Source organism: Bacillus sp. EU55, assembly GCF_038005925.1.
Taxonomy (GTDB): Bacteria; Bacillota; Bacilli; order Bacillales; family Bacillaceae; genus Bacillus; species Bacillus velezensis.
The window spans coordinates 364,174-383,363 of sequence record NZ_JBBOUE010000001.1; the positions used below are offsets into that span (position 1 = coordinate 364,174).

Genomic DNA, 19,190 nt, shown 5'->3' on the forward strand with positions numbered 1-19,190 from the left:
AAAGGAGGAAGCCGCTAATGGTCCAGCTCTTTAAATCGTTCGATACCACAGAAAAAACGCAGCTCATCTGTTTTCCGTTCGCAGGAGGCTATTCAGCATCATTCCGCCCGCTCCACACCTATCTCCAAGGTGAATGTGAGATGCTTGCCGCGGAACCGCCTGGACACGGGACAAATCAAATGTCAGCCGTTGAGGATTTTGAACAGCTCGTCAGCTTGTACAAGCAGGAGCTGAATCTCCGTCCTGACCGTCCGTTTGTGCTGTTCGGGCACAGTATGGGAGGCATGGTCGCTTTCAGGCTGGCGCAAAAGCTGGAGCGGGAAGGCATCTACCCGGAGGCCGTGATCATCTCAGCCATTCAGCCGCCGCATGCGGAAAGGAAAAAGGTTTCTCATCTTGATGATGAAAAATTTCTCGCCCATATTATTGAGCTTGGCGGAATGCCGCAGGAGTTAGTGGAAAATAAGGAGGTCATGTCATTTTTCCTGCCTTCTTTCAGATCCGACTACCGCGCGCTTGAAAGCTTCCGGCCGTCTGATCTTCATACCATTCAATCACCCGTCCATATTTTTAATGGGCGGAAGGATAAAAAATGTATCAAAGATGCGGACGGATGGAAAAAATGGGCCGCAAATCCCGTATTTCACGAGTTTTCCGACGGTCACATGTTCATATTAAGTGAAACTGCAAAAGTGGCGGAACGAATCTATGAGATTATTAACAGGAGCACTGCAGGCCAATTGTTATAGGTTATGACAGACAGCATTCGCTGTCTGTTTTTTGTAACAAAATCTGCCCGATCGTTTTCTCATTTATCAAAAATTTTATGTTATGATTTGATGGAATATAATTTTGAAGGGATTGTCGTACATGAATGATGCAGCAAAAGAGCTGAACAGAACATTATCTGAAGAAAACCCGCACGTGCTTCATATGCTTTCTGATTTGGGCAAAGATTTGTTTTATCCGAAAGGGGTGCTGACGCAATCAGCGGAAGCGAAAGCCAAGGCCGGAAAGTATAATGCCACGATCGGAATCGCCACCTCACAAGGGGAGTCCATGCACTTTTCCCATATTCAAGAGACATTGTCCGCCTATAACCCCGATGATATCTACGATTATGCTCCGCCGCAGGGAAAAGAGCCGCTCAGACAGGAATGGCTGAAAAAAATGCGTCTCGAAAATCCTTCATTAGCCGGCAAAGACATCAGCACGCCGATCGTGACAAACGCTTTGACACACGGGCTGAGCATTGCCGCCGACTTGTTCGTCAATGAAGGGGATACGCTCCTTCTCCCTGATAAATATTGGGGAAATTACAACTTCATTTTCGGTGTCCGGCGCAAGGCATCTATTGAGACGTACCCGCTCTTTCAGCACGATGGGCGTTTTAATGCGGCAGGGCTGTCCGAACTGCTGAAAAAGCAGGAAGAGAAGGCGATTGTCGTGCTGAATTTCCCGAATAATCCGACAGGCTATACGCCGGGAGAAGAGGAAGCGTCAGAAATCGTCAGCGTGATCTTGGAAGCGGCGGAGGCCGGCAAAGAGATTGTCGTGCTCGTAGATGATGCGTATTACAATCTGTTTTACGATGAAACGGCCATTCAGGAATCCATCTTCAGTAAACTCGCCCAAGTGCACGACCGGGTGCTTTGCGTGAAAATAGACGGCGCGACGAAGGAAAATTACGCATGGGGCTTCCGCGTCGGTTTTATTACGTACAGCACAAAAAGCGAAAAAGCGCTGCGCGTGCTCGAGGAAAAAACAAAAGGGATTATCAGGGGAACGATTTCAAGCGCCCCGCACCCGTCCCAAACATTCATGCTTCGGGCGATGCAGTCACCGGAATACGAGAAAGAAAAATCGCTGAAATATAACATTATGAAAAAACGGGCTGACAAAGTGAAAGCCGTTCTTGCAGAAAACAAGCATTATGAAGACGTATGGACGCCTTATCCGTTTAACTCGGGTTATTTCATGTGTGTCCGGCTGAAAGACATAAACGCCGGCGAATTGAGAGTGTCGTTGCTTGAAAAGAGAGGAATCGGAACGATATCCATTAATGAAACCGATTTGCGAATCGCATTTTCATGTGTTGAAGAAGAACACATCGCGGATCTGTTCGAAGAAATTTATCAAGAAGCAAAGCAGCTGCAGAAACAGGCGGAAATATCAGGCTGACAAAAAAGGAGGGGACACCCTCCTTTTTCTATGCTTACAGCAGCTCTTCATACGTTTTCATCTCAATCCCGTCACAAAAATCGGGATGCGCCGCACAAACGGCCAGCTTATACTCCTCGTCCGCCTCATATGTGCGGATGAAACAAGGTTCATGCCCGTCCGGGAGCTCAATGGACACATGGCCGTCGTCTTTAAGGCGGACGCTGAATGAATCAAGCGGCAGGGAAAGCCCTTTTCCGGCCTGCTTGATAAAGCTTTCTTTCATCGACCACAGGTGGTAAAAATAATCGGTCTGCTGATCGGGGTGTTTCGCTTGCAGATCACTGTATTCCGTCGGTGAAAAAAACCGTTTGGCGATATCAATCGTGCCGGGCTTCATTTTTTCAATATCAATGCCGATCGGTTTTGAATCAACAGCACACACGATCCAGCGCCCGGAGTGGGAAATGTTAAAGTGCATGTCCGGAAGCGCGGGGATGTACGGCTTTCCGTATTCCTGGACGCTGAATGAAATCCCGGCCGGATCAAGTCCGTAAGCCTTCGCCGCAGCGGTGCGGATCAGCATGTCGCCGATCAAGGTGCGGTGAGCATCCTCCTTATGGTAAAAGCGCCGGCATTTTTCCCGCTTTTCGGCGGACACGGCCGCCATCATCCGATCCTCTTCCTCTGCAGAAAGCGGGCGGTCCATATATACTCCGTAAATCTTCATGTCCAGATCCTCCGTCTGAAAATATTGTCAAAACCATCCTATCATATCAGACGAAAGCTGTCCGAAAATAAAAAAACAAAACCGTTTCGGCTTTGTTTTTAATGAACGGACGTTGCCCGCCCGGAGATCGCGTATGTTAACAGTTTAGAGGACTGCGGCAAAGAAAAACGCAGAATCAGCCCCGTCAAAACAGCCGTAATAATGGTACCGGCGCCGATCGGTCCGCCCATCATCCAGGCTGCGGCAAGAATCGTCAGCTCAATGCCGTTCCGCACCCATTGCACGTTCCAGCCCGTTTTTTCAGATATCAGCATCATCAGAGAGTCCCGGGGGCCCGCGCCGAGCCCTGCTGATACGTAAATACCGACGCCGCAGCCGATCAGCAGCAATCCGATAGAAAAGAACACGGCCGCTAAGGAAAAAGCGTGCGCCTCAGGAAGCAGAAACGAAAAGAAATCAATAAACATTCCCATCAGCACCATGTTTAAGATAGCGCCGATTTTCGGGAGTGTCCTCGTGAACAGGCAGGTTAAAGCGACGATGACCGCGCCGACCACGATGGACCATTGGCCGACAGAAAGCCCGAAATGCTGAAAAAGCCCATAATGAAAGGCATCCCAAGGGCTGATGCCGAGAGCTTTTCCTTTAATGGTTAACGATACCCCGAAAGACAAAATCAACAGACCGGCAAAATAAAACGTCCAGCGCATCAAGAATTCCCGCTTCAAAGAGGTCCCTTCTTTCATAAAATTTCATTAATTGTCATTGTAGCATAACCGCCAAAAAAAAGAAGAAGCGAAATCAGTGTTTCGCTTCTTCTCCCGCTCCTACAAAGGATTCAGTATTCGATTTAAAAACCGCTGCGTGCGTTCTTCTTTCGGCGCGGAAAAAATGTGTGCCGGCGGTCCTTGTTCCACAATGACGCCGCCGTCAATGAAGATGACTTCATCGGCCACTTCCTGCGCGAATTTGATTTCATGCGTGACGACAACCATCGTCCAGCCTTCGTTCGCCAGATCCTTAATCACTTTGAGCACCTCGCCGACCAGCTCCGGATCAAGCGCTGATGTCGGTTCGTCAAACAGCATCAGCTCGGGCTGAATCGCAAGCGCGCGGGCGATGCCGACACGCTGCTGCTGACCGCCGGAAAGCTGGAACGGATATAAATCCATTTTGTCTTTCAGTCCGACTTTTTCCAGAAGCTCCATCGCTTCTTTTCTGACTTGCTCCTTGTCGCGCTTTTGCACTTGAATGGGTCCTTCCATGACGTTTTCAAGCGCCGTGCGGTGAGGAAACAGATGATACGCCTGAAAGACCATGCCTGATTTGCGGCGGAGGCGAAGAATATCAGCCTGCTTCACTTTTTTGGAGAAATCTATTGAAAAATCGGAGAATGCCAGCTCGCCGCGATTGGGGATCTCAAGCGCGTTCAGACAGCGCAGAAGCGTCGTTTTTCCTGAACCGGACGGCCCCAGAATGGCGATGACTTTCCCTTTTTCTATCTCCATATCTATCTTTTTTAAAATTTCATTCTGTCCGAATGATTTATTTAATCCTTTGACGGAAAGCATATCGAAACCTCCTTATTTGGCCACATAACGGTCGAGACGCCGTTCGATCACGTGCTGTACGATTGACAGCAAGAAGCAGATGATCCAATAAATAAAGGCGGCTTCAATATAGATGACCAAGATTTGATCAAGGTTTTGCGCGCCGATTTCCTGCGCTTTTCTGAACAGCTCCGCGACGAGAATCTGTGACGCGAGAGATGTATCCTTGATCAGGCTGATAAATGAATTTGATAATGGCGGAATGGACACGCGAAATGCCTGCGGCAGGATCACGCGGAACAATGTCTTGCGATAGGTCATGCCGATCGTATAACCGGCTTCCCATTGCCCTTTCGGCACGGATGAAATAGATGCCCGGATGATTTCAGAAGCGTAGGCGCCCACGTTTAATGAAAACGCGATGACTGCGCTTGGGAAAGGGTCCAGCGTAATATTAAATGTCGGGAACAGATAAAAAATGATGAACAATTGAACGAGAAGAGGAGTGCCGCGCACCGCTGATACGTATACGCTGAACACCCATCTCAATGGTTTCATATTTGACATTCTGGCGAGCGCCGTAATCAGCGCGATGATCATTCCGAAAATAAAGGAAAGAATGGTAAGGGGGATCGAGTAATAGATTCCCCCGGAAAGAATCGGCCAGAATGACTGCTGCACCAAATCCCATGGAATGGCTGTTGCAATCACGGGCTCCGGCAAGTTACTTAGAAACATCTTCGCCGAACCATTTTTTCGCTATTTTAGAAAGAGTCCCGTCCTCTTTCATTTCTTTTAACGCTTTGTTGACGTGAGTCACAAGTTCGCCGCTTCCTTTTCGGAATGCGAAATACGTCTGCTGCGGCTGGCCTGCTTCAAACGCGATTTTCACGTTTTTATTGCCGGACGTTTTTAAGTAGTTCAGTACGGCAAGCTTATCGTTGTAAGTCAGATCAGCGCGGCCCTGCTGAATGAGCTGAAGGGATTGAGCCATGCCTTCAACGCCTTCAATTTTCGCGCCGGCTTCTTTCGCTAATTTATTGTAATTGCTTGTTAATGACTGAGCCGCTGTTTTTCCTTTGACATCAGCCTCTTTCGCAATCGTGCTGTCTTTTTTCGTCACGACGACTGCATTTGACGTTGTGTATTTATCAGAAAAATCATATTGGTTCTCACGGCCTGTTTTGCCGACTTGGTTGGCGACGACGTCAAACCGTTTCGCGTTTAATCCGGCAAACATGCTGTCCCATTGCGTTTCTTTGAAGTCAGCTTTCAGACCGAGGCGTTTCGCGACTTCTTGAATCACTTCAACATCATATCCGGTCAGTTTGTCACTCTTTTTATCATGGAAGGTAAACGGTTCGTACGTTCCTTCTGTGCCGACGGTCAGTACGCCTTTTTTCTTGACAGAAGCCCAAAGATCGCCGTCTTTTGACTTAGATCCGCTGTCCTGTGAGTTTCCGCAGGCTGCAAGCATTGCGATGCTGACCATCATGAACAAAGCGAATAATGCTTTTTTCATCTTCTTTATTCCCCACTTTTCTGAGTAGTTTTATTGAGAAAAATAGCTCCCAATTGTAAAGGATAACTTTTTTTTAGTATGAGTCAAGTAATTGGTTTTCATAAGCGGGAATTCTTCGTGTTCTGAGATCAAAATAATTCCAAAAACTGTCTGACAGGCTTCGGCAGGTAGCTGTCTTTCCTCCAGATGACGGCCGGTGTCATGACAAACGGGTTGTCCTCGATGATAACCGTTTTGACATGCGAGCGCATATGGACGGGAATCATCGTCAAAGGCAGAATCGTGGCGCCGAACCCTGACGATACGAGGCTCAAAAGCGTCGCGGAGTCATGGCATTCACATACAACCTGAAGGTCGAGACCGTACTGTTCACAAACTTGGAGGACTTGGTCATACACACCTCTTCCATTGACGGTACGCAAAAGGATCAGAGGCAAAGAGGCGATATCATTCAGTTTAATCGTTTCTGCGCACAGTCGTTTTGAATGCTCGGACAGCACCAATACACACGGAATGTCTTCAAGCTCCTTCGATTCAATGCCGTCGTTTTTAATCAAGGTGGTGGTCACGGCGGCGTCAATCTGCCGGGTTTCCAGAAGCTCAAGCAGTGAGACGGGTTCATCTTCCCAAATGTTAAAGGTGAGATGCGGAAACCGCTCTTTCATCTGTGACACTTTCTCAAGCATGAGCGCTGCGCAGTAAATGGTTGACCCGACGGCAAGTGTCCCGGCCACCTCCTCCTTCAGCTCTTGTACCTCGATAATGGCATCCTCAAACTTATGAAGAATCTCTTTCGCTCTTTTCAAAAAGACATTTCCTTCATATGTAAGGGTCATTTGTTTCTTTTTATTGCGGTCAAACAGAATGACGCCCAATTCTTCTTCGAGCTGTTTCAGCTGTCTGCTTAAAGGCGGCTGTGCCATATGAAGCTTTTTGGCGGCCGTCGTGATTTTCTGCTTTTGGGCAATGGTGATGAAATAACGCAATTGCCGGATATCCATGAGAACGCTCGCTCCTTTCTTTTATACCTTTAAGGTATGATACATAGATTTAACGAATATTTTTCATATGGATATATCAGGAGTATGATGGTTTTGACACCACATTTCAAGCGTAAAGGAGGGGTCAATATGAAGCTCGTCATCGGAATGACCGGGGCAACGGGAGCCATATTCGGGATCAGGCTTTTAGAATATTTAAAAGCTGCGGAGATCGAAACCCATCTTGTCGTGTCTCCTTGGGCAAATGTCACCATTACACATGAAACCGATTATACGTTAAAAGATGTCGAGAAACTCGCATCCTATACGTATTCTCACAAAGACCAGGCGGCGGCGATTTCAAGCGGTTCGTTTGAAACGGACGGGATGATCATCGCTCCGTGCAGCATGAAATCACTGGCAAGCATCCGCACCGGAATGGCTGACAATCTGCTGACGTCATCCTGAAGGAGCGGAAAAAACTTGTGCTGCTGACTAGAGAAACGCCGCTCAGCCAAATCCATTTAGAAAATATGCTAGCGCTTACAAAAATGGGTTCCGTCATTCTTCCGCCGATGCCGGCATTTTATAACAAGCCGGCTGACATGGATGAATTGATAGATCATATTGTGTTCCGGACGCTCGATCAGTTCGGCATCCGTCTGCCGGAAGCGAAACGGTGGTACGGAATTGAAAAACAAAAAGGAGGAATCTGATAATGGCCTATCAGGATTTTAGGGAATTTCTCGCCGCTCTTGAAAAAGAAGGGCAGCTCTTAACAGTCAACGAAGAGGTAAAACCGGAGCCGGATCTGGGTGCCGCTGCGCGTGCAGCCAGCAATCTCGGGGATAAAACCCCTGCGCTTTTGTTTAACAATATTTACGGACATCACCATGCGCAGGTGGCTCTGAATGTCATCGGCTCGTGGCCGAATCACGCGATGATGCTCGGCATGCCGAAAGATACGCCTGTAAAAGAACAATTCTTTAAGTTTGCCAAACGGTACGATGCATTTCCGGTGCCGGTCAAACGGGAAGAAACCGCGCCGTTTCATGAAAATGAAATAACGGAAGATATCAATCTTTTTGACATCCTTCCGCTATTCAGAATCAACCAGGGGGACGGCGGCTACTATTTGGATAAAGCGTGTGTCATTTCCCGCGATCTTGAAGATCCGGACAATTTCGGCAAGCAGAATGTCGGTATTTACAGAATGCAGGTAAAGGGAAAAGACCGCCTCGGCATTCAGCCCGTGCCTCAGCATGATATTGCGATTCATCTTCGCCAAGCTGAAGAACGCGGCGTGAATCTTCCCGTTACGATCGCGCTCGGCTGTGAGCCGGTGATTACGACAGCTGCATCAACTCCGCTGTTATACGATCAATCCGAGTATGAAATGGCCGGCGCAATTCAAGGGGAGCCCTACAGAATCGTCAAATCTAAATTGTCTGATTTAGACATCCCTTGGGGCGCTGAAGTCGTTCTGGAAGGAGAGATCCTTGCGGGAGAACGGGAATACGAAGGGCCTTTCGGTGAGTTCACGGGCCATTATTCCGGCGGCCGCAGCATGCCGGTGATCAAAATCAAACGGGTATATCATAGAAACAATCCGATTTTTGAACATTTATACTTAGGCATGCCGTGGACGGAGTGCGATTATATGATCGGCATTAATACGTGCGTGCCGCTTTACCAGCAGCTCAAGGAAGCTTATCCGAACGAAATTGTCGCCGTGAACGCGATGTATACGCACGGGCTGATCGCCATTATTTCCACGAAAACGCGCTACGGCGGCTTTGCCAAGGCGGTCGGCATGCGCGCCCTGACCACGCCGCACGGACTCGGCTACTGCAAAATGGTCATTGTCGTGGATGAGGATGTCGATCCGTTTAACCTCCCGCAAGTCATGTGGGCGCTCTCAACGAAAATGCATCCGAAACACGATGCAGTCATCATTCCTGACCTGTCCGTCCTTCCGCTTGACCCGGGGTCTGATCCGGCAGGGATGACACACAAAATGATTCTTGACGCGACAACGCCTGTCGCGCCGGAAACAAGAGGCCATTATTCTCAGCCGCTTGATTCTCCGCTGACAACGAAAGAGTGGGAACAAAAACTGATGGACTTGATGAATCAATAAGAAAGGATGAGATTGCAATGAAAACATGCCCGCGCTGTGAATCGAAAAAAGGAGAAACTGTCAGCCAATCGCCGGTCAAAGGCGCTTGGGAAATATACCAATGCCAAACCTGCTTTTTCACATGGAGATCCTGTGAACCGGAAAGCATCACGAATCCGGCGGCATTCAACCCGGCATTTAAAATTGATCCGAAAGAAACGGAGACGGCCGCACATGTTCCCGCTGTTCCGGAAAGAAAAGCGTAATGCTGACGGAGCAGCTGCCGGAGGCGCTTTACACGCTTTTAGACGGGACGGAGCTTGAAAAAAAGCAGCACGACGCATTTGTGCTCCAATCCGTGACAAAAGAAGGCCGTCCGCACGCGGCCATGATCAGCGCCGGTGAAATCGTGGCCGTGAGCAGAACAAATCTCCGGCTCGCCTTATGGAAAAACACGACGACCGTAAGCAGCCTGCTGCATTCGGGACAAGCGCTTTTCATCGCCTGGCACGGAGGAGCCGCATATTACGTCACATTGGAATGTGAGGCGCTTCCGCCGCTGAAAGAGGCGAAACACGAGCGGGAACGGTTCAGCTGCCGCGTGATCACCGTCAAGGAAGATCGGGCGAAATACGCGGATCTGACATCCGGACCGGCCATCCAGCTCCACGAACCGGAAGATGTCTTGAAGAGATGGAGAGAAACACTTGAGGAGTTAAAACGATAGACGCATAAAAAAAGCCTGCGGACGAGGGACTGACCCCTGTTTTTGAGACAGGGATCAAAACACCTTCATACAGCCAATTGCCGATATTGTATCGGCGATTGGCTGTTTAGTTTCGTTTGAATACGAATATTGTTATAATAATGAATGTATTCTATGGCAGTGCGTTCTACGATGGTCGTCGTAGTTCGATCAATGCTGTTAAGATAGAACGTTTCAGACTTTAGTGAGGAATGAAACGATTCGATGGAGGCATTATCAGCGGGCGTCCCTTTGCGGGACATGCTCATGGTAATGCCTTTTGTTTTAACAGCTTTCTGATACTCATAAGATGTATAAACAGAACCTTGGTCACTATGTAACACGCAGTTCTCTGGCAGTGCGGGCAGCTGATCAAGTGTGTGTAAGACAAAGTCTGTGTCCTGTCTATCGCCAATTGTAAAAGCAATCACTTCTCCATTGTATAAATCCAATATACTGGAAAGATACAATTGTTTCTGCCCATAAGGCAAATATGTGATATCCGTTACTAGCTTTTCCAGAGGGCGTTCAGACTGAAAGTTTCGATCCAATATATTCTCGGCCACGGCATATGGCTGCCCATCTTTCTTGCGCTTTTTCACCTTAACCCGGCATTGCCACTGATTCTTCTGCATAATGCGCTGAACCGTTTTATGATTCACACGCATTCCCTTTTTTAATATGGCTGTGATTTTCCGATAGCCATATCGAAACTTGTGTTCTCGGCACAACGTGCCGATTTGTTTTTCTAAATGGTATTTAGGGTTATCTTTCATCAGATTCTTCTTCCAACGATAATAAGATGCTCGTGAGATACCTAAATGAATACAGATATCCTGTATGGTCATTGTGCCGCGCAATGCTTCTACAAGCTCGACTGGCGTTTCGCTATCAGCTTCCTTTCCAATTCGTTGCACTTTTTTAAAACTTCATTCTGTTGTCTCAGATAACGATTTTCTGCCTGCAGTTTCTCTAATTCGGAAGAATACTCCGGGCCTTTTCCGTAAGTGTATTGCTTTCCGACAGGCTGTTCGAATCGATGTGTATCCCCAGTCTTATGCCATCTAACCCATGTCTGAACCTGTGTCTTATTCTTAATATTCAATTCCTGCATGATCTCTTTCATAGGCACGCCTGCCAATCTCATTTCTACAGCCTTCTGTTTCACTTCAACCGGATAACTCACTCTTGTCCCCATAGAAAAAACACCTCCAAGTCTAATTTCGGCTAACAATCATCCGTTTTCAAACTTGAAGGTGTTTTTTGTTTGTCTCATCTTATGGGGTCAGTCCCACGATTCCGCAGGCTTTTCTTTTATTGTACGCCTTTCATCGCCCGTTTAATGACGGGAGACAGAAGAATCAAAATAATACCGAGAATGATCGAAACAAGACCGATTGAGCCGAAGTAGGCCGCTTCAGAAATCTTATCAAACAAACCGACTACTTTTGCGTTCAGGGCTTGACCGCAGGCGTTTGTTAAAAACCACATGCTCATCGTCTGCGCTGAGAAAGCGGCAGGCGCAAGTTTTGTTGTGACGGATAAACCGACCGGTGAAAGGCAAAGCTCACCAAGCACAACCAAAAGGAAGCTGAGCACAAGCCAAAGCGGGCTCACAAGCTCGCCGCTTCCGCCCATAACCGGAAGCACCATGACTAAAAATGATAATCCGGCAAGGATAATGCCGATCGCGAATTTAATCGGTGTTGAAGGCTGGCGTTTGCCGAGCTTCATCCAGATCCAGGCGAACACCGGCGCGAAAATAACGATGAATAATGGATTCAGAGACTGGAACCATGAAGACTCAAGATGCATGCCCGCAAAGGAAAGTCTCGTGCGCTGATCCGCATATAAAGCAAGAATCGTCGCGCCCTGCTCCTGAATCGCCCAGAACATTGCCGCTGCAACAAACAGCGGAACATAAGCCGCAAGCCGTGATTTTTCCGTTTTCGTCGCTTTTTTGCTTGTGAACATCACGATAAAGTAAATAACCGGAATGACAATGCCGAGGATACTGACGGTGTCAATCACACGCTGGATCGTCAGCCAGCCGGTTTGGATCAGAACGATGATAACGGCTGCTGCGATGACCACTCCGATTCCCGTGCCGATCACTGATGATTTAGAAATCGGATTCGGTACATTGGAGCCTGCTTTGCCGAGGTATTTCTTTCTCGTTAGAGCGAAAACAATCAGTCCGAGGAACATACCGGCCGCGGCGCATCCGAAGCCTAAGTGGTAGTTGTACTTCTGTCCGAGTGTTCCGACAATTAGCGGCGCAAGCAATCCGCCGAGGTTGATCCCCATGTAAAAGATGCTGAAACCTGAGTCGCGGCGCTCGTCTTCCTTCGTATATAAATCTCCGACAACGCTGGATACGTTTGGTTTAAGCAGGCCGGTTCCGATAATGATCAGAGCCATGCTGGTAAAAAACGCCGCTGTGCTGCCAGGGAAGGCAAGAGCGATGTGCCCGAACATAATTAAAATTCCGCCGTAAAATACGGTGTTTGCCGTGCCGAATACCCGGTCGGCCAGCCATCCGCCGATGACGCTCGACATGTATACGAGAGACCCGTATATGGACATGATGGCAACTGCGGTCGTTTTATCAAAGCCGAGACCGCCATGAGCGACTTCCGTGTATAAATAGTAAAGCAATATGGCTCTCATACCATAGTAGGAGAAACGCTCCCAAAATTCGGTGAAAAACAGTGTGAACAAGCCGCGGGGATGACCGAAAAAGCCTCGTTGCGGCACAGTTTCTGTTATAGAGTCCTTATCAATAGATGCCACCTGAGCCAACCCTTTCTTAAAAAAGTGTATTACAAAAATCATATTCTTATATAATACTTGTGTCAATATAATTTATACTGAATTCAAAAAATTCCAGAATGAAAAGATATTAAAACGTTGAATATAGACGGATTTTCCTAATTCCAATGACTTATTTTGTTATATTATCTGACTAAACTATCTTTATAAACTTTTTTTAAAAAATTTAAAGTATGTACAGGCGGAGCGGGATATGGCGGAATAAGATGACAATAAGAGAGGAAGGAGGAGATTATCACTTGCCGAATCGTATATTGGATATTACGGATTGCGGTGTGGCGGCAGACGGAAAAACCGACGTGACGGGCGCCATCAACCAATGCTTGGCCAGGGCCGTCAGCGAAGGCTGTCATACGGTGTTTTTTCCGCCCGGAACGTATAAAATCAACGGCACGCTTGGCGGGGACAGAAGCCAGCCGTTTCGGAACGCCGGGATTAACGTGCCGAGCCATCTCACCATCGTTTTAGATCCGGAATGCACGATTAAAGTGGCGCCGAACAGCTCCTGGGGCTACTCGGCTTTCTATATAGGCAGGCGTGAAAATGTCACCATCACCGGCGGCCGGATCATCGGGGAACGGGATGAACACACGTATACCAATGTCCCTTTGCGGTCGACCCATGAATGGGGGTTTGGAATCTGTATTGAAGGCAGCAGCAATGTGCTGATCGAAAATGTGAAGATTTCCGATTTTACGGGAGACGGCATTATTGTCAGCCCGCTCGGGTTAAAAACAAACAGTGATTACGAAACTTCAGAACAGGTGACCATCCGCCGCTGTGAGATCAGGCAGTCAAGGCGGAACAACATTTCAATCACCGGCTGCCATACCGTTACGGTGGAAGAATGCGTGATTGAAGACGCCGGGCAAGGGAACGGAACGGCTCCGAAATTCGGAATCGATATTGAATCGTACGGAGAAGGCGATATTGATTATGAAGAAGCTCTTCATATTACGGTCCGCAACAACTTCTTTTCCGGAAACGCCGCAAGCTCAGTCACCAATTTTAACGGATATCATGTGTTAATTGAAGGAAATCATTCCGATAACACAATCAGCTACGGGTATGGGGCACATACCGTCATTTCGGGGAATGTCTTCTTTCGGTCAGACGGCGGCTCAAGAACCGCAGTCGCCGGACAAGGTGTGTCACAAGGGCAGGACAGCAGCAATGCCGTCATTTCCAACAATCTGATTACCGGCTTTTCCACCGGAATAGATGTAAGGGGAAAAAGCGTCCTCGTCACCCATAACAAAATCAGTCAATTTGAAAATACGGGCATTTCCGTCTATCAGGCGGAAGATGTGACCGTTGACGGCAATGTCATTGAAAACGGACGTTCCGAAACGAGACGAAGCACGGGGATGCGGGCGACGCTGTCGGAAAACGCCGTCTTTATGAATAATACTCTGAATCAGGTAACGGACGGGATCAGCATGTCGGCCGGCAATATCACCGTAAAACAAAATGTGCTGAAATCGTTCAGCCGGGGCATATGGGTCACAGGCGGAAATGCCGTTATTGAAGGAAATACGCTGATTCCGAATGCGTATCAAGGCGCCGCGGAGTCCTATGCCGTATCTGTGACAAATGACGCCAGGGCTGTCATCAAGGGAAATCTCTTCAAAAGCTACAAAAACTATCCCATTTTCAGTTCAACATCCTCGGGAACCTCTGTCATCAGCAACCGCTTTGAATCATCACCGCTTATCGTTACCGTGTATCTGAATTCAGGCACGCATGAAGTCCTAGACAATACGCTCACGATCAACCGAACGGCGGGCAGCCCGATCGGCATCTATCTGAACGGAACCTCAAATTCCCTCGTGTCGGGCAATACCATCAACAACCTTTCCGCCACTTCTGCTTCCGCCATCCAAACCAATTCCTCCGCAAGTACTAAAATCATCGGCAACCGCATTATCAGAGGCGTCATTGTGAAACACGCGACAGATACGGACAGCGGAAATATCGTCATCTGAAAACGGTCCCGCCGGAAAAATAAAAAGAACACATGAACTCCGAAAGAAGGAGGGATGTGTTCTTTTTTGACACAATACAGCCGTGCGCCTGTCAGGCATCTTTTTTACCTGATTTATATAAAACGATCATTTCTCTGATTAAAAAGAGGGCGAATAAAAACAGCATCAGCCATTCTGAGAAGGTGGTCAATTTAAAAGCGGACAGGTTGTTTTGGACCGCTCCATAGAAACTGAAACCTTGCAGCATATCTATCGTTACTGAAATGATCAGACAGGCAGCAAGCAAAAAAAATGAAACCCCCAATATTTTCATGCGCATCACTCTCCCTTTTTATCCTTTTCGATTACGCAGAACTTATACAGACTTTCCGCCGTGCATAATCTTTTGCCGTACAGGAAGAATATGAAAAAAACGAGGAAAGGTTTTTTGCGATATGCCGCCATTTTTTAAGCAGAAGAAACAAAAAAAAGCCGATCAAAACGACCGTGACAATGAAGGCAGAAAAGAAGCGGACAGCCAGCCGGACAAAGAGCGGGATGAGCCGATCTCCCTCAGCTTAAAGCAAAATATGAAGAAACTGTCTGAGAGGTTCGGCAACAGTGCCGATGTCGTCATCCGCCGGCTGAAAATCGGAAAAGAAGAGCTTCCGGCCGCAATTGTGTATATCGCCGGTTTGGTAGACGAACAGCTCGTCAGCCAATCCCTTCTGGAGGATTTAATCGACATCCCGTCCGTTCAGCCGGAACAAGCAGTCTGCCTGATATACGATAAAACGCTTGCGATCGGCGGGGTGAAAGAGGAAGAAAAATGGAAAAGTCTTTATGCCGGGCTGGTGGCGGGCAGCACGCTCATTTTTGTCGACGGGGCTGACAAGGCGCTGATCGCCAGCACGGAAGGGGGAGAGCACCGGTCCATTCAAGAGCCGAGCACCCAGGTCTCTTTCCGCGGCCCGCGGCAGGGATTCACTGAATCTCTGCAAACCAATATTTCCATGATCCGCAGGTATGTAAAAACGCCTGATGTATGGGTTGAAAAAATGGAGATCGGACACGAAACGAATACGGATGTCGCGCTGATGTATATTAACGGAATTTGCGATAAAAAGCTGATTAAGGAAGTCCGCAAGCGGCTGAAGCACATTGACATCGACAGCATTCTGGAATCCGGCTACATTGAACAGCTCATTGAAGACGCGCCGTTTTCTGTGTTCCCCACCGTATATCATACGGAGCGGCCGGACGTCGTGGCGGGGAATCTGCTGGAAGGACGATTTGCGATTATCGTGGACGGAACGCCGTTCGTTCTCCTCGCGCCGGCATTATTTATTCAATTTTTTCAATCCGTTGAGGATTATTATTCACGATTTGATATCGCCACCAGCATCAGGGTGCTGCGGGTTTTGATCTTCTTCATTTCACTGGTGGCGCCGGGGATTTATGTGGCGGCGACGACTTTTCACCAGGAAATGATTCCGACGCAGCTGCTGATTGTCATCGCGGCTCAGCGGGAGACGGTGCCGTTCCCGGCCGTGATTGAAGCGCTGACGATGGAAGTGGCCTTTGAGATTCTCAGGGAGGCGGGTGTCCGGCTTCCGAGAGTTGTCGGCTCCGCCGTTTCCATCGTCGGAGCGCTTGTCATCGGCCAGGCCGCCGTGCAGGCCGGCATCGTCTCCCCGGCCATGGTTATCGTCGTCGCGCTGACGGCGATTGCCAGCTTTGCGACCCCGGCTTTTGACATGGCGATATCTGCGCGGCTGATCCGGTTTCTCTTTATTCTGTCAGCGGTGGTTATGGGATTTTACGGACTGATTCTGGGCATTATCATGATGTTTGTCCATCTGTGCGGCCTGCGTTCATTCGGATTTCCGTATATGTCCCCGCTCGCTCCTTTAACCCCGGGCGGACTGAAGGATTCCCTCCTCCGCGCTCCGTTATGGGCGGATGAAAAAAGGCCGGGACTGCTCGTGCAGGAAAACAACAGGCGCCAAGGGGAACATCAAAGACCGAAACCGGAGACATCCAGAGGAATGGTTAATAAAGATGTAGAAGAGGGCGACGGTAATGAAAAGACGTAAATGGATGCTTATCCTTTGTACGATGGTTTCCCTTATGTTTGTATCCGGATGCTGGGATAAAAGGGAGCTGACCGATTTAGCGGTGATCTCCGCCATCGGTATTGACCGGACCGAAACGGGAAAATACGTCCTTCATTTCCAAATTATCAATCCGGGAAATGTGGCCGGCGGTCTGCAGGGCGGCGGAGCGGGAGACCGGCCTCCGGTTTCCGTCTATTCGGTGTCCGGAGACAATATGACGGAAGCTTTGAGAAAAGGCTCGATGAAAGTGTCCAGAAGGCTCTATTTTGCCCATACGAATCTCGTGGTGTTCAGTGAAAAACTGGCGAAAGAGGAAGGGCTCAGTTTTATTCTGGACAATCTTGACCGCGACACCGAATTCAGGAGGACCGCAACCGTTGTGATCGCGCATAATTGCAAGGCTGAAGACATTATTAAAGTGCTGACGCCGATTGATAAAATCCCTTCCAATAAAGTGAACAAGACGCTCAGCTTCACGCAGGAACAATACGGCAGAGTCATTAAAACCAGCCTTCAGGATGTTCTGATTGATCTCGCTTCTCCGGCCGGGTCTCCGTTTATTCCGGGTTATGAAATGCACGGAGACGATAAAGCCGGTCCTACGATGGAAAATACGCAGACAACTGAACCGAAAGCAGTGCTGTCAGCGGACGGACTGGCGGTGTTCAAAAAGGATGGGAGGCTGGATTACTGGATTGAGGATGACGACAGTGTGGGGGCTGTATGGCTGCTCAATAGGATCAAGCATACGTTCATCAATGCGGATTGGAAGAACGTGAAGCATGCAATCAGTCTGCAGGTCACCCGCCAGAATACAAAGGTGACGGCCACTTTTCCGAACGGAAAACCGCATATTCACGTGCATGCTCAGGTCGAGGGGCTGGTGGACGCTGTCAGATACCCTTTCCATCTGTCTGATCCGCAAGTGCTGATGACGATGCAAAAGGCGCTCAGCGTGCAGCTTGACAAAGATATCACCAAATCAATTGAAGATATAAAAGCCCGTAAGAATGACTTCGTCGGCTTCGGAGACCTGATCTATCGGAAGCATCCGGACAAATGGAAAAAGTTCAAAGGGAAGTGGGAGGAAGAATATTTCCCCAATCTCCCCGTAGATGTCAAAACGGAAGTCATTATCAGAAGAACGGGCTTGCGGAATAATCCTCTCTCAGACAAGCTTGAGCATAATTGATGTGAGGGGAAAGGAGCGAAGCGTATGGAAAATGCGAAAATCGGCACGCGTCAGCTGTTTATTATGATCATTTTGTTTGAATTGGGCAGTTCGTTATTGATCCCGCCGGGCACGATGGCCGGGCGGGATGCGTGGCTGTCCGTGCTTCTCGGGTGCGTTACCGGTCTCGGACTTTTCTACGTTTATCAGGCGCTGTATCAATTTTTTCCTGAGTCTTCTCCGAGAGATTACATGAACGAATTGATCGGCAGACATCTGAGCTGGGCGGTCTCGCTTCTTTATATTCTCTATTTTTCTTATATCGCGGCCCGCGTATTGCGGGATTTTGGCGAAATGCTTGTCACCTTCGCCTACCAGGACACGCCGCTTTTAATTGTGAATGCCATGCTGATGATCGCCGCGATATTTGCGGTCAGAAAGGGTATTGAAGTGATAGCGAGAGCCGGCGAGCTGCTGTTTGGCATTATGTATTTTCTGACAGCCGTCGGGCTGATCCTCATTATCAGCTCAGGCACGATCAACCTCAGATTTCTCCAGCCCGTTTTAGCTGAGGGTGCAGGAACGGTCATTTATTCCGTGTTTAAACAGACGATGTTCATCCCGTTCGGTGAATTAATCGTGTTTGTCATGATTTTCCCTTATTTAAAAGATCGGAAAAAGGTGAAGAAAACCGGATTTCTGGCGATTATCATCAGCGGCCTGTTTTTGGCAATGTCAGTGGCGATTAATATTTGTGTGCTGGACGTCAACTTAATGCTCCGCTCTCAATTTCCGCTGCTGAGCACCATACAGACAATTAAAGTGGAAGAGTTTTTAGACCGGCTGGATGTTTTTTTCATGCTCGTGCTCGTCATCGGCGGTTTTTTCAAAGTCAGCCTTTTTACATATGCGGTTGTCGTGGGCGTGTCCACGCTGTTTAAAGAAAAAAATCCGTCCCAGCTGGCCTTCCCGGTCGGATTGGGGGTGCTGATTCTCTCCATCAGCATCGCAAGCAATTTTTCGGAACACATGAATGAAGGCTTAAACATTGTGCCGATCTATATTCATCTTCCGTTTCAAGTGCTGTTCCCCGTTTTGCTGCTTATCATTGCCGTTATTAAGAAAAAGGTCAAAGGGACCGTCTATACAGTTTCGAAGAAATAACCCGGCCGGTGCGCCGGGTTATTTTAAAAATCATGATTTTTGTCTTAATGCATTGACAAACTTGCCTGACAATTGTACATTTTGATTTATTCTTATAAAATTACTAGGAAATATAGGTTTAATGGTGTTAATATGT

Annotated in this window: 18 protein-coding genes and 1 pseudogene; 10 read left to right on the top strand and 9 right to left on the bottom strand. The window is 48.2% G+C overall.

What is annotated here, in order from left to right:
- Nucleotides 1-17 precede the first annotated feature (17 nt).
- On the top strand, nt 18-749 hold the full coding sequence (gene srfAD, locus NYE50_RS01810; RefSeq protein WP_016937291.1) for a surfactin biosynthesis thioesterase SrfAD: 732 nt from the start codon (nt 18-20) through the stop codon (nt 747-749).
- A gap of 121 nt (nt 750-870) precedes the next feature.
- Nucleotides 871-2,181, top strand: coding sequence for an aminotransferase class I/II-fold pyridoxal phosphate-dependent enzyme (locus NYE50_RS01815; protein WP_016937289.1), 1,311 nt, complete (start codon nt 871-873; stop codon nt 2,179-2,181).
- Between the two features lie 34 nt (nt 2,182-2,215).
- Here the strand turns inward: NYE50_RS01815 and NYE50_RS01820 are convergent, their stop codons facing one another.
- From NYE50_RS01820 to NYE50_RS01845, 6 genes are all read right to left on the bottom strand, one after another.
- On the bottom strand, nt 2,216-2,890 hold the full coding sequence (locus tag NYE50_RS01820; protein ID WP_021495133.1) for a 4'-phosphopantetheinyl transferase family protein: 675 nt from the start codon (nt 2,888-2,890) through the stop codon (nt 2,216-2,218).
- Between the two features lie 98 nt (nt 2,891-2,988).
- Nucleotides 2,989-3,600, bottom strand: coding sequence for a YczE/YyaS/YitT family protein (locus NYE50_RS01825; RefSeq protein WP_014416881.1), 612 nt, complete (start codon nt 3,598-3,600; stop codon nt 2,989-2,991).
- Between the two features lie 117 nt (nt 3,601-3,717).
- Nucleotides 3,718-4,461 (bottom strand): cystine ABC transporter ATP-binding protein TcyC, encoded by a 744-nt coding sequence (gene tcyC, locus NYE50_RS01830; RefSeq protein ID WP_121984539.1) that lies wholly within the window; start codon nt 4,459-4,461, stop codon nt 3,718-3,720.
- Between the two features lie 12 nt (nt 4,462-4,473).
- Nucleotides 4,474-5,178 carry an amino acid ABC transporter permease gene (locus tag NYE50_RS01835; RefSeq protein ID WP_172869974.1) on the bottom strand — a complete coding sequence of 235 codons (705 nt, stop codon included), beginning with the start codon at nt 5,176-5,178 and terminating at the stop codon, nt 4,474-4,476.
- Nucleotides 5,165-5,962: a cystine ABC transporter substrate-binding lipoprotein TcyA gene (gene tcyA / locus NYE50_RS01840; RefSeq protein WP_020955311.1), complete on the bottom strand. Its 798-nt coding sequence runs from the start codon at nt 5,960-5,962 to the stop codon at nt 5,165-5,167. Before tcyA ends, NYE50_RS01835 begins: the two co-directional genes overlap by 14 nt.
- A gap of 128 nt (nt 5,963-6,090) precedes the next feature.
- Nucleotides 6,091-6,963 (bottom strand): LysR family transcriptional regulator, encoded by an 873-nt coding sequence (locus NYE50_RS01845; RefSeq protein WP_172869975.1) that lies wholly within the window; start codon nt 6,961-6,963, stop codon nt 6,091-6,093.
- Between the two features lie 93 nt (nt 6,964-7,056).
- Between NYE50_RS01845 and NYE50_RS01850 the strand changes: the two are divergent.
- The 4 genes and pseudogenes from NYE50_RS01850 (at nt 7,057) to NYE50_RS01865 (ending at nt 9,788) form a co-directional block, all read left to right on the top strand.
- Nucleotides 7,057-7,658: pseudogene (locus NYE50_RS01850) on the top strand (UbiX family flavin prenyltransferase).
- Between the two features lie 2 nt (nt 7,659-7,660).
- On the top strand, nt 7,661-9,082 hold the full coding sequence (bsdC, locus tag NYE50_RS01855; RefSeq protein WP_172869976.1) for a phenolic acid decarboxylase BsdC: 1,422 nt from the start codon (nt 7,661-7,663) through the stop codon (nt 9,080-9,082).
- 17 nt (nt 9,083-9,099) lie between these two features.
- A complete protein-coding gene (locus NYE50_RS01860; protein WP_007410250.1) occupies nt 9,100-9,327 on the top strand; it encodes a non-oxidative hydroxyarylic acid decarboxylases subunit D in 228 nt (75 codons plus the stop codon).
- Nucleotides 9,327-9,788 (top strand): hypothetical protein, encoded by a 462-nt coding sequence (locus tag NYE50_RS01865; protein ID WP_021495129.1) that lies wholly within the window; start codon nt 9,327-9,329, stop codon nt 9,786-9,788. The genes NYE50_RS01860 and NYE50_RS01865 overlap by 1 nt, the downstream gene beginning before the upstream one ends.
- Before the next feature lie 65 nt (nt 9,789-9,853).
- On the opposite strand, the gene NYE50_RS01870 is transcribed toward NYE50_RS01865, so the two are convergent.
- Nucleotides 9,854-11,004 (bottom strand): IS3 family transposase gene (locus NYE50_RS01870; RefSeq protein WP_099721935.1). Its coding sequence is split into 2 segments (ribosomal slippage): nt 9,854-10,731 and nt 10,731-11,004, totalling 1,152 coding nucleotides; the frame shifts between segments, so codons are not numbered across the junction.
- Between the two features lie 116 nt (nt 11,005-11,120).
- Complete coding sequence (locus NYE50_RS01875; protein ID WP_012116786.1) at nt 11,121-12,599, bottom strand: peptide MFS transporter; 1,479 nt, start codon at nt 12,597-12,599, stop codon at nt 11,121-11,123.
- Between the two features lie 278 nt (nt 12,600-12,877).
- Between NYE50_RS01875 and NYE50_RS01880 the strand changes: the two genes are divergently transcribed.
- Nucleotides 12,878-14,623 carry a right-handed parallel beta-helix repeat-containing protein gene (locus tag NYE50_RS01880; RefSeq protein ID WP_172869093.1) on the top strand — a complete coding sequence of 582 codons (1,746 nt, stop codon included), beginning with the start codon at nt 12,878-12,880 and terminating at the stop codon, nt 14,621-14,623.
- 91 nt (nt 14,624-14,714) lie between these two features.
- On the opposite strand, the gene NYE50_RS01885 is transcribed toward NYE50_RS01880, so the two are convergent.
- Nucleotides 14,715-14,936 carry a hypothetical protein gene (locus NYE50_RS01885; RefSeq protein ID WP_007410254.1) on the bottom strand — a complete coding sequence of 74 codons (222 nt, stop codon included), beginning with the start codon at nt 14,934-14,936 and terminating at the stop codon, nt 14,715-14,717.
- A gap of 121 nt (nt 14,937-15,057) precedes the next feature.
- Here NYE50_RS01885 and gerKA point away from each other — a divergent pair, with 121 nt between their 5' ends.
- Genes gerKA through NYE50_RS01900 form a run of 3 tightly spaced genes read left to right on the top strand, consistent with a single transcriptional unit; the run spans nt 15,058 to nt 19,054 of the window.
- On the top strand, nt 15,058-16,698 hold the full coding sequence (gene gerKA, locus NYE50_RS01890) for a spore germination protein GerKA (protein ID WP_172869090.1): 1,641 nt from the start codon (nt 15,058-15,060) through the stop codon (nt 16,696-16,698).
- Nucleotides 16,685-17,911, top strand: coding sequence for a Ger(x)C family spore germination protein (locus tag NYE50_RS01895; RefSeq protein ID WP_224988908.1), 1,227 nt, complete (start codon nt 16,685-16,687; stop codon nt 17,909-17,911). The genes gerKA and NYE50_RS01895 overlap by 14 nt, the downstream gene beginning before the upstream one ends.
- Before the next feature lie 24 nt (nt 17,912-17,935).
- Nucleotides 17,936-19,054: a GerAB/ArcD/ProY family transporter gene (locus NYE50_RS01900; protein WP_025853768.1), complete on the top strand. Its 1,119-nt coding sequence runs from the start codon at nt 17,936-17,938 to the stop codon at nt 19,052-19,054.
- Nucleotides 19,055-19,190 lie beyond the last annotated feature (136 nt).

Bases quoted from the DNA above. Each gene is read 5' to 3' on its own strand.
- srfAD (WP_016937291.1), top strand. From the start codon at position 18: ATGGTCCAGCTCTTTAAATCGTTCGATACCACAGAAAAAACGCAGCTC.
- NYE50_RS01815 (WP_016937289.1), top strand. From the start codon at position 871: ATGAATGATGCAGCAAAAGAGCTGAACAGAACATTATCTGAAGAAAAC.
- NYE50_RS01820 (WP_021495133.1), bottom strand. From the start codon at position 2,890: ATGAAGATTTACGGAGTATATATGGACCGCCCGCTTTCTGCAGAGGAA.
- NYE50_RS01825 (WP_014416881.1), bottom strand. From the start codon at position 3,600: ATGCGCTGGACGTTTTATTTTGCCGGTCTGTTGATTTTGTCTTTCGGG.
- tcyC (WP_121984539.1), bottom strand. From the start codon at position 4,461: ATGCTTTCCGTCAAAGGATTAAATAAATCATTCGGACAGAATGAAATT.
- NYE50_RS01835 (WP_172869974.1), bottom strand. From the start codon at position 5,178: ATGTTTCTAAGTAACTTGCCGGAGCCCGTGATTGCAACAGCCATTCCA.
- tcyA (WP_020955311.1), bottom strand. From the start codon at position 5,962: ATGAAAAAAGCATTATTCGCTTTGTTCATGATGGTCAGCATCGCAATG.
- NYE50_RS01845 (WP_172869975.1), bottom strand. From the start codon at position 6,963: ATGGATATCCGGCAATTGCGTTATTTCATCACCATTGCCCAAAAGCAG.
- bsdC (WP_172869976.1), top strand. From the start codon at position 7,661: ATGGCCTATCAGGATTTTAGGGAATTTCTCGCCGCTCTTGAAAAAGAA.
- NYE50_RS01860 (WP_007410250.1), top strand. From the start codon at position 9,100: ATGAAAACATGCCCGCGCTGTGAATCGAAAAAAGGAGAAACTGTCAGC.
- NYE50_RS01865 (WP_021495129.1), top strand. From the start codon at position 9,327: ATGCTGACGGAGCAGCTGCCGGAGGCGCTTTACACGCTTTTAGACGGG.
- NYE50_RS01885 (WP_007410254.1), bottom strand. From the start codon at position 14,936: ATGAAAATATTGGGGGTTTCATTTTTTTTGCTTGCTGCCTGTCTGATC.
- gerKA (WP_172869090.1), top strand. From the start codon at position 15,058: ATGCCGCCATTTTTTAAGCAGAAGAAACAAAAAAAAGCCGATCAAAAC.
- NYE50_RS01895 (WP_224988908.1), top strand. From the start codon at position 16,685: ATGAAAAGACGTAAATGGATGCTTATCCTTTGTACGATGGTTTCCCTT.
- NYE50_RS01900 (WP_025853768.1), top strand. From the start codon at position 17,936: ATGGAAAATGCGAAAATCGGCACGCGTCAGCTGTTTATTATGATCATT.